The 13,769-nt window shown below is 42.0% G+C and carries 10 protein-coding genes; 3 read left to right on the top strand and 7 right to left on the bottom strand.

What is annotated here, in order from left to right; all coding sequences use genetic code 11:
• Nucleotides 1-59: 59 nt before the first annotated feature.
• Genes nagA through agaR form a run of 5 tightly spaced genes read right to left on the bottom strand, consistent with a single transcriptional unit; the run spans nt 60 to nt 5,405 of the window.
• Nucleotides 60-1,232: an N-acetylglucosamine-6-phosphate deacetylase gene (gene nagA / locus V7783_RS06475; RefSeq protein WP_335678031.1), complete on the bottom strand. Its 1,173-nt coding sequence runs from the start codon at nt 1,230-1,232 to the stop codon at nt 60-62.
• Nucleotides 1,229-2,158 (bottom strand): ROK family protein, encoded by a 930-nt coding sequence (locus tag V7783_RS06470; RefSeq protein WP_335678030.1) that lies wholly within the window; start codon nt 2,156-2,158, stop codon nt 1,229-1,231. Before V7783_RS06470 ends, nagA begins: the two co-directional genes overlap by 4 nt.
• Complete coding sequence (locus V7783_RS06465; protein ID WP_335678029.1) at nt 2,151-3,287, bottom strand: SIS domain-containing protein; 1,137 nt, start codon at nt 3,285-3,287, stop codon at nt 2,151-2,153. Before V7783_RS06465 ends, V7783_RS06470 begins: the two co-directional genes overlap by 8 nt.
• A gap of 17 nt (nt 3,288-3,304) precedes the next feature.
• A complete protein-coding gene (locus V7783_RS06460; RefSeq protein WP_335678028.1) occupies nt 3,305-4,588 on the bottom strand; it encodes a D-tagatose-bisphosphate aldolase, class II, non-catalytic subunit in 1,284 nt (427 codons plus the stop codon).
• A 46-nt stretch (nt 4,589-4,634) separates the two neighbouring features.
• Nucleotides 4,635-5,405: a transcriptional repressor AgaR gene (gene agaR, locus V7783_RS06455; protein ID WP_335678027.1), complete on the bottom strand. Its 771-nt coding sequence runs from the start codon at nt 5,403-5,405 to the stop codon at nt 4,635-4,637.
• A gap of 264 nt (nt 5,406-5,669) precedes the next feature.
• On the opposite strand from agaR, the gene V7783_RS06450 reads away from it, so the two are divergent.
• From V7783_RS06450 to V7783_RS06440, 3 genes are all read left to right on the top strand, one after another.
• Entirely contained in the window at nt 5,670-7,043 is a 1,374-nt protein-coding gene (locus V7783_RS06450; RefSeq protein ID WP_335678026.1) for a Gfo/Idh/MocA family protein, read from the top strand.
• A gap of 96 nt (nt 7,044-7,139) precedes the next feature.
• Nucleotides 7,140-9,977 (top strand): TonB-dependent receptor, encoded by a 2,838-nt coding sequence (locus V7783_RS06445; protein WP_335678025.1) that lies wholly within the window; start codon nt 7,140-7,142, stop codon nt 9,975-9,977.
• Between the two features lie 53 nt (nt 9,978-10,030).
• Nucleotides 10,031-11,323, top strand: coding sequence for a DUF3472 domain-containing protein (locus tag V7783_RS06440; RefSeq protein WP_335678024.1), 1,293 nt, complete (start codon nt 10,031-10,033; stop codon nt 11,321-11,323).
• Here the strand turns inward: V7783_RS06440 and V7783_RS06435 are convergent.
• Together V7783_RS06435 and V7783_RS06430 are read right to left on the bottom strand one after the other, a co-directional pair.
• The gene (locus V7783_RS06435) at nt 11,320-12,042 is read right to left on the bottom strand and encodes a response regulator (RefSeq protein ID WP_335678023.1); all 723 of its coding nucleotides are present in this window, start codon (nt 12,040-12,042) and stop codon (nt 11,320-11,322) included. The two genes, V7783_RS06440 and V7783_RS06435, sit on opposite strands and share 4 nt — an antisense overlap.
• 92 nt (nt 12,043-12,134) lie before the next feature.
• Nucleotides 12,135-13,757: a sensor histidine kinase gene (locus tag V7783_RS06430; protein WP_335678022.1), complete on the bottom strand. Its 1,623-nt coding sequence runs from the start codon at nt 13,755-13,757 to the stop codon at nt 12,135-12,137.
• Nucleotides 13,758-13,769: the final 12 nt, after the last annotated feature.

Below are 13,769 nucleotides of genomic sequence, written 5' to 3'. Positions count from 1 at the left end.
TGCAATCAATTTTATAATATTTTACTTTCCATGGTTTTTAATGCTGATGACTGAACACTTTAACCATTATCAGCGCTTCTCAAAAAGCATCTTTGTCCTTTTACATAGGTTGCCTGAATAGTAAAATTACTATCTAGAATAGCAAAGTTTGCTTGTTTCGCAGCTGCTAAAGAGCCCACTTGATCTGCAATATTTAAAAATTTAGCAGGAACAATACTGGCCATGTTTATAGCCTCTAACAGACTTACGCAGCCTAGTTGATGCATGTTTTTTACGGCCAATTCAAGAGTTAATGTACTACCAGCTAAAGAGCCTGATGCGGTTCTCGCAACTCCATTTTCAACAAACACATCCATTTGTCCCAGTTTATATTGACCATCATTTAGGCCACCAGCATTAATACAATCACTGATCAAAGCAATTTTTTGCGGGCCTTTTAGCTTATAAATTAACTGTAAAATAGTAGGATGAAGATGTATGCCATCGGCGATAACTTCAACTAAAGCAGTATCATTCATCAATACCGCCCCCGCACAACCGGGATCTCGGTGATGAATACCACGCATGCCGTTAAATACATGCACTCCACCGCATGCGCCATGCTCAAGCGCGCTTTGAGTTTGTTCATAACTTGCGTCACAATGCCCCAACATCACTTTAATACCTTGCTCTGTTAGGAACTTGATTAACGAATTAGCGCCAGGTTTTTCTGGCGCTAAGGCAACAACTTTTAAGCTACCAGCTGCCGCACTGATCATAGCCTCTAAATGCGACTGCGATAACTCTAAAAAATAATCTTGATTATGCGCTCCTTTATGAACCTCACTAAAAAACAACCCTTCACTATAACCACCAAGCACTTGCGCACCACTAGGTTGTTGTATGTATGCCTGACCAATGATAGCCATTGCCTCTAAGGTTTGCTGCCAATCAGTTGTTACTGTCGTTGCTAAAAACCCCGTAACGCCATGCTGCACTAATGAATTTGAGATTGTTTCAATACTGCTCATTTTACTATCAATCACATCACAACCTTCGCGGCCATGAATATGTAAATCAATTAATCCTGGAATAATCGCAGCATCACCATAGTCATGTATAGGAAATGCCAATTGCGGTGTTTGGGTAAAAGCGCTGACACGGTCATTTTCTACCAGCATATAATGATCCTTAAGCACACGATCTTGGCAATAAATAGCTGCAGCTTTGACATAATATGCTGATTCACTCATGACAACGCCCCAATTTGTTCTTTTGCTAAAATGGCAGCACCGCGGGCACCGCTCGCATCGCCAAATTCAGCAAGTACAATTTTTGGCACCCGAATACCTGTAAAAACGTACGGTGTTATTGCTTGCTCAAGCTTATCCATTAGCTCGCTTACTAACGACATACCACCGCCAATCACGATCACTTCAGGATCGTAGGCCATAATGATTGCTGCAAACGTACTGCCGATCAAATCAACATAACAGGCGAAGCTTTGTTGGCATAACACATCACCTTTTCTAAGCCCTTCAACGATTTCAAACGTAGTCAGTACTTCGCCAGAAAAATGCTGATAAATTTTTGCTAAACCAGGACCTGCAATATAACTTTCAACACAACCCGTTAAGCCACAGCCGCACTTTAAAATAGGCAGTTGATACTTTTGCTGTAACACGGCAGACAGTGCGTAGTGTCCATACTCACCTGCAATACCTTGAGCACTTTTATAGAGCTTACCTTCAATACATAATCCACCACCAGCGCCAGTGCCTATAATTGCACCAAACACTCGTGTATGCTTTATACCTACGTTACTTTGTGCTTCTGATAATGCAAAGCAACGGCAATCATTTTCAATAGCTACAGGGCGATTAATAAGCTCAGCTAAATCTTGCGCGGCATTATGTCCGGTTGCATGGGGTACATTCGCCGATAACACTTGCTGGTTTGCGTTAATAATTCCTGGCATACCAATGCCTACCGCACCTTGGCATTGATACTTGTGATCAGCGCTTAAAATCATATTCACTAATGCATTTAAGAAATCTTGATAGCTAGTTTGTGGAGTCGCAATTCGTGATGATTCAAGCTGCTTTAAGGTAGCGTCAAACACGGCAAGTTCAATTTTACTACCGCCAATATCAATGCCATAAATGTACTGCTCAGTCATTAATATCACCTTGTGTGAACGGGTAAATAGTCACACCTTGTACTACGCGATTGACCTCTCCTGTTGGGCACGGATTATCAACTGTAATACCCAATTGCCATGCTTTATAAAAAGAGATTACTTGCGCGCATACCATATAATACAAACCATAAAAAACATCATCTAACTGCTGTGTCTGCACTTCCTGCGGCACAACTAATGCTTTTACAGCAAGCGCTTGGTTATCACCGTTTAACTCATTCAATAAGTCTTTATCGTATTGTTTGGTATAGCTATTATTTGAGCCAAACAAAACAATTAAGGTTTTTTCATCAACCAGTGACTTTGGTCCATGGCGAAAACCCAACGGCGACTCAAAGTAACCCATCACTTGGCCTGAACTTAGTTCTAACAGCTTTAAAGCGGCTTCTTGCGCATAACCTTTTAGTGACCCTGCACCTAAATACACTAAGCGCTGCATAGGTAATTCAGCTAATGCTTTTAACTGAGCGAGCTGTTGCGGGATATCTTTCTCAACACAGTCAGCCATTATAGATACTGCATTATCTGCTTCACTAAACACCGCAATACTTGCTATCAGCATCGAAGTAAAACTGCTGGTCATTGCAAAGCTTTGATCGAGCGCTTGTGATGGCATAAGTAACGAAAAACAATTTTTGTGTTCTGGCGCTTGCTGATTCAGCGCGCCTTCGGGATTACAGGTAATGAAAAGGTGCGCACATTGCTTTACATAATTATTTACCACATCAACAGCTGCAACACTTTCGGGGCTATTACCTGAGCGCGCAAACGACACGAGTAAAGTGGCCCTATTTTGTTGTAAATACTGCTGTGGACAGGCAACTAGCTCAGTACTGCTTACGCTGCGGCAACTGATATCTAGCTGCTGATTTAAATAGCCAACCACCGCCTCACCAACATAAGCAGACGTACCTGCGCCTGTAAAAATTATTTGCGCATTTGCTTGATCTAATATCGTTGCTAACCAGGTATCTAGCTGCAAACGCGCCGCATTGACTATCTTGAGCGTTTCTCGCCAGCAAGCTGGCTGTTGCAAAATTTCTTTTGCGGTCCATAAACTATTTCTAGCTTCTAAAAGAGAATCATCAATTGCTAAATAATTCGACATAACTACCTCACCTACGTCTATTGTTGTTTAAAGCACGCATCTGCGTAGCGGCTGGTTACTTGCATTATGTGATGAAGTACCAAAGATTTAGGACTGTTTTGTACTGATTGATTCCGTACAGCCAGATACTGCAATGGCATGTATTGGCTTAATAGCGGTAACGGGATCGGCTGTTTTTGCAGATTGCTGAATAACGTTTCAACCGCATTTTGATTTCCTTGCTGTCCCCAGTAATAACGAATTCGATCGCTAAAACTAAAGCGTCGATATAGCTTCTGCAATGAACTATCAACTTGATAAAAACGTTGCCAATTCTTTGGAAATTGCTGCATATCAGCATCAATAACTGTACGTAAATGTGAGCATTGCTCAGTATCAACCAACGCATCTTCAATATGACTTAATGCAAATAACGCCTCACGCAAAGCAAAGGTGAGCTCAGGGCCTACTTTGAGAATCGCAAAATGGTCATTCACTAATTGTTTATAGGCAATTGGGGTTTGGTAATCAGTTGAATGTGCTTCAAAAGCAATTCTATCCACTGTTTGTATATAGTGTTTTAACTGCTGAGCTTTACTACTGTCATAATCAAATACTTGGGTATTATCAAATTCAACACCCGGCTGAACAACTAAGCCAATTACACGTTGCCAAGCAGCTGATAAGCCAAGCTGTAAAAATGCATCATGATGCAGCGCCAATGTACTCGCTACATGGTTAGTTTCTGTCACCGCGAGCGTATCAATGTGTTCATCGGCTCCACCTGGTGGTGGCACTTCAGTACCAATTACATAAACTAAATCGCTGTGGCCAAAAGCATCCAGCGCAGTTTTTTCAGCTACTGCACACAGCTGTGCGGCTCTCGTTGCTACCGTCTCATCAGCTAATATCAACTCATCATCAGCACAACGCATACTGGTATCTAAATGAATTTTTTTGAATCCTGCCGCTACATAACTGGCGATTAGTTGTTCTGCCTTTTGCATTGCCACTACTGCGTTTTCATCGCACCAACACACTGGGCCTAAGTGGTCACCTCCGAGGATCAGCTTATCAGTAGCAAATGCTTGCTCTGTTGCAAGCCTTTGGACAAATGCCATAAAGTCTGCTGGTAGCATTGTGGTATAACCACCAAACTGATTGACCTGATTCGCAGTCGCTTCAATTAACAAGTAACTATTGTCTTGCTTGGCTTGCAATATGGCGGCTTCGAGCACCAATGGGTGCGCCGAACAAACGGCATAAATCCCCTGTTTATCACCTCGTTTATTCGCTGCGATTAATTGCTGTAATATTGTCATTGCAAGCCTCTATATTGATTAGTCTTTGTATAATTACTATGGAAAATTAAAGGTCGATTATGTGTAGCTGGACACCCGCACTTTCGAGAGCGGTTTTAATATCGGCTGGAATACCGCTGTCTGTCACAACTGTATTTACTTCACTGGCAGAAATTATTTTATGCACCCCTTTTCGATTGAATTTACTCGAGTCGGTGACAACTATGATCTCTCGTGATACTTCGCACATCACTCGATTTAACAAGGCCTCAAGTTCAAAATGCGTGGTAATACCGATATCTTTTTCAAAACCATCCACACCTAAAATCAACTTATCAAAGTGATATTGCTGCAAGTGCTGCTCGGCTTGGCGACCATAAAAAGACAGTGATTTTTTACGTAAAGTGCCTCCTGTCATTAGCACTTCCACAGAAGGCGCGTTGAGCAAAGAATGTGCGACGTTCAAGCCATTCGTCATCACTACAACACCATGATGGTTGGTTAAATTTTTAGCGACTTCTTCGGTCGTGGTCCCTGAATCTAGAATAATCGATTCACCATCCTTAATTAGGCTTGCGGCAAACTTTCCTAATCGTTCCTTAATGCCACGATTAGCATCATGTTTTTCTTTTAATGACAACTCTTGAGTTAGCCGATTACTCGCCACAGCTCCGCCACGGGAGCGGACTAACAAGCCTTTTTCATCGAGCTCATTAAGATCATTGCGAATAGTTACAGTTGATACACCAAACAGCTGAGCAAGCTCAGGAACCTGAACACGTTCTTGCTTGAAAACCAATTGCACAATTTCATGTCGTCTTTCGATAGTGTTAAGCATGCCCGCTCTCTTTCATAATTAACTTTCATTCATTGTACGCAGCTTTCGTTTACTTTCAATTCAATTTTTTTACATTTCATATCAAACCGTCAATAAACACAATAAACATATGAAATAAATGAAATTAAAATATAAAAATAATTAAGCACAGAAACAAACGAAAGCAAACGAAAGATTTTTATCTTGCATTGCCATTTTCTTACGTGTACAAATAAAAGCCTGTGAAAACAAATTTACAAATAATCAACACATAAGGGCACTATCATGGGCGATCTAAACCGCAGACGATTTCTTCAATCAATGGCCGCAATTGCAGCAACTAGCGCAGCGTTAGGTTGTGCCTCCACAACCAATGCCAACTCAATGCTAAAAACAGCGACACAAGGACGTTCAACACTAGGTTTAACTGTACCTAAAATGGATGTGGTTAGAGTCGGATTTATTGGTGTGGGTGAACGAGGTGTTGGTGCAGTTAAACATTTTTGTCATTTAGACGGCGTTGAAATCAAAGCAATTTGCGACACCCATCAAGCCGTTGTAGAGCGAGCAGTAAAAATAGTGGTTGATAAAGGCTTTAAAAAGCCAGATACCTATGGCAAAAACGATCACGATTACCGCCGTATGCTAGAGAGACAAGATATTGATATTGTTATTATTTCAACACCATGGCAGTGGCATACGCCGATGGCTGTCGATACCATGGAAAGCGGCAAGCATGCTTTTGTTGAAGTACCAGCAGCAGTGACCGTTGAAGAAGCATGGCAACTAGTAAACACCTCTGAGCGAACTCAGAAAAACTGCATGATGTTGGAAAATGTTTGCTACGGACGCGACGAATTAATGGTTCTTAATATGGTTCGCCAAGGCGTTTTTGGTGAATTACTCCATGGTGAAGCAGCATATATCCATGAGCTACGCTGGCAAATGAAAGAAATTGACCATAAAACAGGTTCTTGGCGTACACCATGGCATGCAGCGGTTAATGGTAATTTATACCCAACTCATGGCTTAGGCCCTGTTTCACAATATATGAATATCAATCGTGGCGATCGTTTTGACTATATAAGCTCGATGAGCTCGCCATCATTAGGCCGTGCAGCCTACGCTAAAAAAGAATTCCCCGCAGATCATAGCCGCAACAAACTTAACTATATTGCGGGTGATATGAATACCAGCATTATTAAAACGGTTAAAGGTCGCAGCATTATGGTGCAACACGATACCACCACCCCACGTCCTTATTCTCGTCATAACTTAATTCAAGGCACTAACGGTGTGTTTGCTGGCTTTCCAAATAGGATCGCACTTGAGCAAGGTGGCAGTAAAAGCTATCACGAGTGGGATTACGACATGGCTGATTGGTATAACAAATACGATCATCCGCTCTGGCAAAAAATGGGCGCTGAGGCTGAACGCAACGGCGGCCATGGTGGCATGGACTTCTTGATGTTTTGGCGGATTATTTTTTGCCTACGCAATGGCGAACCACTTGATCAAGATGTGTATGACGCAGCCGCATGGTCAGCTGTTTTCCCGCTATCTGTTGATTCTGTAGCCGATAGAAGTAACAGCAAAGACTTCCCAGATTTCACCCGTGGTCTTTGGCAGCAAGCAAAACCACTTGGCATTATTTCGTAATTAACCTCACGCGTGTTGGAGAAAAATACACTCAACACGCGTGGCAATAACTCAATAAAAAAACAACCATCAACAAGTAAAATACAGGTAACTATTATGAAAGCACAACTAAAACTGTCCACACTGTTTTTGTCTATGAGCGCCATCTTCAGTGGCACCTCGCTGGCAGCTGATGAAGACAAAAAAAAAGAAAAAGAAGCCGAAGCAGGGCAAGTCGAAGTAATTGAAGTTAGAGGTGTTCGCTCGAGTATTAAAGAATCCCTGTATTTAAAACAACAAGCTGTGGGGGTTATGGATGCTATCGTTGCTGAAGATATCGGTAAGTTTCCCGACCAAAACATTGCCGAGGCATTGCAACGGATGACGGGGATTGCAATTACCCGTAACGGCGGCGAGGGCCAAAATGTTACCGTGCGAGGTTTAGGTGGTGACTACAACGTTACCACCGTTAATGGCCGACGCATGGCATCAGAGCATTCTAGCCGTAACTTTAATTTTGATTTAATCGCCCCCGAAATAGTGCAGTCCCTTGAAGTATATAAATCTCCACAAAGTAAAACCCAAGAAGGTGGCATTGGTTCGGTTATCAATATTAAAACTCGTAAGCCTCTTGATTTAGATGGTTTTACCTTATCAGGCAGTGCCAAAGGAATTTACGAAGAACGCACTGGCGACACTAACCCGCAAGCTTCATTTTTAATTAGCGACACCTTTTTTGATGATACTTTTGGTGCGCTCTTCACTGCCGTTTATTCTGAACGAACACAACGTGCCGATTCATACGAAGGTGAAGGTTTTTATGATCCTGACGAGAATGTGGATGTACGTATTCCCATTGATAGTAATGGTAACGGTACTTTGGAAGATAACGAGCAATCATATCCGTCGGTTATTCCAGGCTACGTACGCTATTCAAACTGGCAAGATACTCGTGAACGACTTGGTGCAAGCTTGGCATTGCAATGGCGACCTTCAGATAGTGTAGATGTAAACTTTGACAGCATGTATTCACAGTACGAGACCAATGGTGAGCAATATCAAATTTCATTTGTTACTTTTGATGAATCGCATACCCCCGGGATCCCAGCGATTGGCGAAGTGAAGTTCAATGACGATGGCAATGTAAATTATGTAGAGCTAGTTGATGGTGCCATGGCAGAACTACTTAATGTATCTGTGCCACGTAATACGGATACTTGGCAATGGGGCTTTAATACCGTTTGGTATGCCACAGAAACTCTCACATTTGATTTAGATATTTCACAGTCACAAGCTAAAAATGTGAGCAATGGTAATAATCGCTTCATTGTAGCGCGCGGTTTTGTTGATGGTATTACAATCGACCAAACAGGTAGTAATATGCTGCCCGATGTAACCATGACTCCAGCTCTTAGTGCCGAGCAGCCTTTTGGTGCGCACTATAGCTACAACTACGGCACCGATGTTAAAGACAAAATCGAAGAAATACGCCTAGCAGCAACTTACATCCCTACTTTTGAGTTGGTGAAAGATGTGCAATTTGGTCTGCACTACGGTAAACAAACCAAAGAGCGTAGCGTATTTAAATCTAAAAATGCTTCAATGTTCAGTAATGGCGGAGCGTATTTTAAAAACTCAGAATACCCTAGTTTTGATGACTCCAGTGTTGAAGAACTTGGCGGCTTAAATTTATTTCGCTTACCTGCAGATGTATTAGTGCCAGCAAACTTTGATAACTTCTTAGACGGTGAGCCAGGTAAACACCCTGACCCATGGGCAAGTTTTGATTACGACAAATTATATGCTTTTTATGAGTCAATTAACCCACAAGCTGCACAAGATAAGATCACCGCTAAGAGTAGCCCAAATGATTCGTTTGCCTTAACAGAGCAAACCTTAGCCGCTTTTATTGAAACGAATTTACAAGGAGACTTAGGTAAGCTGCCTTTCGCACTTAACATGGGCGTAAGGGTGATCCAAACCGATGTTTCTTCTGATGGCTATACGTTTGATGTTGATAATGTTCGCTACAATGTAACCGAAAAAGATGGTGCGTTGAGCTACCGTGTTGATGGTGAAATTGAAGACTACTACACCCGTGCAACCACAGAAGAAAGTTACACAGACGTTTTGCCAAGTTTAAATTTTAAGCTGAATTTACGTGATGATTTACTTTATCGCTTTAGTGCCGCCAAAGTGATCACTCGGCCCAATTTAGATTACCTCTCTCCATACAGTTATCTAGATTTCAATAGCTCTGAATACCATGCATCTAACCCTGGTATTAAGCCATTAAGAGCCAACCAGTTTGATACAACGATTGAATGGTATTTTTCTGATTATGGTGCACTGACCTTCGCCGCTTACTATAAAGATATTGAGTCTGTGATTGCTCGTGGCCGTGTTGGTACTACGCAAGTAGGTAACTATTTTAAAGATGGTGTTGAAATTGAAGGTCCTACATTCACAAAGATTTCACCAACTTCAGAAAGTGGCGCAGAAATTTTAGGCTTTGAAACTGCCTATCAACAATCATTTGACGATATTTTACCTGCGCCATTTGATGGTTTAGGCGTGCAAATAAATTACACCTTCACAGACAGTAGCTATGACGATGATGAACTAAATGATCTCCCGTTTGTTGGTATGTCTGAACACTCATATAACGCCGTTATTTACTATGAAAAAGAAGCATTTCAAACGCGTATAGCTTATAACTGGCGCGATGATTATTTAGTTTATCCTGATGCTTGGGGTGGTCCTGAATGGGCAGCTGATTATGGTCAGTATGATTTTAGTGCCAGCTACAATATTAGCGAAAAAATACGTTTAGACTTAAGCGTCACTAATTTAACTAATGAAAGACAGTGGTCATATGTGAAAAACGAAGAACAGATCCGTCGTTTAGCTCGCTATGGTCGCTCGTTAAGCCTTGGTTTTTCAGCTTCATTTTAACTATCCCCCTCCTGCTTGCGCCGTTTAACGGCGCTTTTTTATTAGAGTGAATAATGAAATTATTACTAATCATCAACCTCTTTATTTGGCTACTTTTCGCCCCATTAACTAGTGCCAATACTCATACTGAGTATTTCATTGCCAGCTACGGCAATAGCGCAACACAAAGTAGCATTGAAGAAAATAAAACCCTTATAACCGACTCAGGCATTCAAAACTGGCACAGTGCAAGCACACCAATTAGCCACTATTTTTACTTACCTAGCAACAGCTCATTTAATTTAAAGCTACGTGCTAAAGTAGCAACCGGCATTAGTAAAATTAGAGTTGATTACCACCAGCAAAGCCAAATAATCACGCTTAAAAACCAGCAGTTTCAAGATATTGATCTTGGCATATTTAAGCCTAGTAAAGCAGGCTACCAACAATTAAAGCTAACCGGCATAACTAAAACTGCCACTACTTTTGCTAATATCCAAGGAATAGTTGTAACTATCGATAAACAGTCTGCGGCTCCTTTATACGTAAAAGACGACATTTATTGGGGCCGACGCGGACCGTCTGTACATTTAAACTATCCTATCAGCGACACTTCAAAAAACTATCAGTGGTTTTACTCAGAACTCAGGGTGCCAAAAGAATATGATCATCAGGGTTCATATTTTATGGCCAATGGATTCGCTGAAGGCTACTTTGGTATGCAAGTTAATTCAGTCACTGAACGCCGTATTTTATTTTCAGTTTGGAGTCCGTTTCAAACCGATGATCCTGCTGCTATTCCTGTGGAAATGCGTATTCAACAACTTGCTAAAGGCAAAGATGTTTACACCGGTAAATTTGGTAATGAAGGCTCTGGTGGTCAAAGCTACTTAGTCTTCCCATGGCAAGCAGAGCAACGCTATCGCTTTTTGCTTAAGGTAAATCCCGCTGATCAAGTCGCTAATCATACCGATTACAGTGCTTATTTTTATGATCCTATCGCCGCAAAGTGGTTGTTCATTGCCTCATTTAGACGCCCAACCACCAGTACCTATGTAGCAAGGCCGCATAGTTTTTTAGAGAACTTTATCCCTGATGCAGGTCAATATGAACGCAAGGCGTTATACAGTAATCAGTGGCTCAGAGACACTCAAGGGCAATGGCATGCACTTAATAAAGCCATATTCAGCTATGATGCAACAGCAACTAAGCAGGCGAGAATGGATTATCAAGGGGGCACTGAAGATAGCGGGTTTTACTTACGTAACACCGGCTTCTTTACTGGTCCAACAAAGCTACATAGTGAGTTTGAACGTCCAATAAGCAAACCGCCGGTAATAGACCTAAGCGCTCTTCCAAATAACTAGCTCATTTTATAACAACGTTCTGGCCGACCTATGCTGCCATAGCTTTGGTCGGCACTGACCTGCTCAGCCTCTAGTAAATACTCAAGGTAGCGCCGTGCAGTCGAGCGGCTTACCCCAACTAAATCGCCCATTTGTTGGGCTGTGAATGGTGTTTTTTTATGCTCTTTAAAGGCATCAATGATTTTCCTCAAGGTGAGTTGATCAACGCCTTTAGGTAATCTGACGGGGGCTTTTGTTTGTTCACTTGAGCCAAATAACGTATCAACCATAGATTGTGTCACTTCATTGGCATCCGATAAACACTGCTGACGAGACTCAAAACGAGCTAATGCCTGGTCAAGACGATTTAGCATTAACGGCTTTACTAAAAAGTCGCAAGCGCCTAACTGCATGGCTTTTTCGAGAGTTTCGACTTCTTTGGCAGCAGTCAAAAGCATCACTTCACTCTTAATCGAGCGGCGACGTAAATCAGTCAATAAATCCAGACCGTTACCATCAGGTAGGTGAATATCAAGCAAGATCAAATCAGGCTCTATCGCCTGTAACAACCCGGTAGCAGTGCTGAGATTTGCAGCAATACCAACTACTTGGTACTGACCTTGTCGCAAGCTTTGCCGCGCAGTTTGGTTCCCCGCAACGCCATTAGGTAAAAGCAGGTATTGAGCAAGAAGTTGTGCAACTTCGAGCTCATCTTCGATAATAACTACTGAATATGTCATTTTCTATTACTCATGTTAGCCTTGTAATGGTAGCGTATTTATAGTTTTATTATTGTTGCTTCATTACTGCTTATTGCCCTAATTGCAGGGTGTTATTTTGGGATATAGACGCTTAATCGCGCCCCTTTTAAATCTGACTCACCTATCTCCAAACTGCCGCCACAGGAGTCCAGATTGGTTTTCACTAAATATAAACCAATACCGTGTTCTGCACCGCTTTTAGAGCTATATTGTGGAGTAAAAATCACTTCGTGATCACTCCCTAAACCAAAACCACTGTCTTCCACATCAAACAATAAAGTTTGACTGGTTTCATCCACCGTTACTCGCACATAAGGCTCTCGCTCTTTACTGGCTCTGATCGCTGCATCTATCGCGTTATCAATTAAGTTACCCAGTATTGATACCACTCGCTCTAACATGTCGGTACGCGCAATGGCGCCCAGTAAGCTATCTGGGTTTAGTTCAAGCACCACGTTTAATTCGCGCGCTTTATGGTATTTACCTACTAATAAACCGGCTAAAACAGGATCTTGGATACGCTCTAACAAGTGATGTATTTGTGCTTGCGAACCTTGGCTTTCTTGGCCGATCAATTCGATTGCCTGCTCATTTTTACCCATTTGAATAAGCGCGCCAATTAAGTTTAGCTTATTTGAATAGTCATGTGTTTGCACTCTTAACAGCTCTGCAAATGCTTGCACTTTGGCCAGCTGCTGGCTCATATATTCAAGCTCATCGGCTGGGCGAAGGGTAAGTAAAATACCATCGGCCTGCCCTTGTACTTGCAATGAAAAGCGCGAAAGTACTAAGCGTTTATCTGCTGCAAACAATTCAAAACCAACCATTTTACGGCGCTGGTTACGCAATAAAAACTCAGCATGCTCTGGTAGTAAATCTTTAAGTGTGAGTGACTGATTAATACAAGCGGCTGGTTTATCTAAAATTTCACAGGCACGCTGAGTTAGCTTACGCACTCGCCCGTCTGGGTCAAGGGCAATAACGCCACTGCGCATAGTGTTTAAAATAGCGTCCTGCTCTGAAAACAACCGCGCAATTTCATCTGGCTGCAAGCCAAAAATAGCATTCCTTACTCGCTGACCAATAAAAATAGCCGCTATAATACTCAAAGTAACTAACAGCAGACCCCAGATCATAATTTCTACAATACGCGCTCTGATCAAGGGCTCAACCGATTGCACTAAAAAGCCAACCGAGACTAAACCTATAATATTTTGTTGTTCATCATAAACCGGCACTTTACCGCGAATAGATTCGCCTAAACTACCTTGTGCTACGGAGATATAACGCTCACCACGAAGCGCTGCTTGGCTATCACCACCAACCATTCGTTTACCCAATTTATTACGATCTGGGTGGGCAATTCGATGCGCATTTTTATCGCCAATAACAATAAAATCTGCGTCAGTAAGCTGGCGCAGATTTTCTATTTCTTGGTTAATTGCTACCAAGTCACTGGGGTTTTTTAATGCTTTAACAACCTCATCGCTTGATGCAATACTGGTTGCCACTGCGAGTGCTTTATCACCAATGTGGTTATGCAAACTTTGCGCGGTAATTTGATACACCAAGCCGCCAAATAACACTGCTTGTAATACACATAGCCCCGTTACCCAAATTATTAACCGCGTTTCTAAACGCTTGGGTTTTTTAACTATGTTTTGCAACGGATTTTGCTTCTTGGTGTCAATCATTAGTTACCTCAG

The organism is Pseudoalteromonas sp., from assembly GCF_036960685.1.
Classification (GTDB): Bacteria; Pseudomonadota; Gammaproteobacteria; order Enterobacterales; family Alteromonadaceae; genus Pseudoalteromonas.
The sequence above is the reverse complement of the archived record's forward strand: the minus strand, read 5'-3'. Positions and strand labels throughout refer to the sequence as shown.

Coding starts and splice junctions, on each gene's coding strand:
- nagA (WP_335678031.1), bottom strand. CDS start 1,232: ATGAGTGAATCAGCATATTATGTCAAAGCTGCAGCTATTTATTGCCAA.
- V7783_RS06470 (WP_335678030.1), bottom strand. CDS start 2,158: ATGACTGAGCAGTACATTTATGGCATTGATATTGGCGGTAGTAAAATT.
- V7783_RS06465 (WP_335678029.1), bottom strand. CDS start 3,287: ATGTCGAATTATTTAGCAATTGATGATTCTCTTTTAGAAGCTAGAAAT.
- V7783_RS06460 (WP_335678028.1), bottom strand. CDS start 4,588: ATGACAATATTACAGCAATTAATCGCAGCGAATAAACGAGGTGATAAA.
- agaR (WP_335678027.1), bottom strand. CDS start 5,405: ATGCTTAACACTATCGAAAGACGACATGAAATTGTGCAATTGGTTTTC.
- V7783_RS06450 (WP_335678026.1), top strand. CDS start 5,670: ATGGGCGATCTAAACCGCAGACGATTTCTTCAATCAATGGCCGCAATT.
- V7783_RS06445 (WP_335678025.1), top strand. CDS start 7,140: ATGAAAGCACAACTAAAACTGTCCACACTGTTTTTGTCTATGAGCGCC.
- V7783_RS06440 (WP_335678024.1), top strand. CDS start 10,031: ATGAAATTATTACTAATCATCAACCTCTTTATTTGGCTACTTTTCGCC.
- V7783_RS06435 (WP_335678023.1), bottom strand. CDS start 12,042: ATGACATATTCAGTAGTTATTATCGAAGATGAGCTCGAAGTTGCACAA.
- V7783_RS06430 (WP_335678022.1), bottom strand. CDS start 13,757: ATGATTGACACCAAGAAGCAAAATCCGTTGCAAAACATAGTTAAAAAA.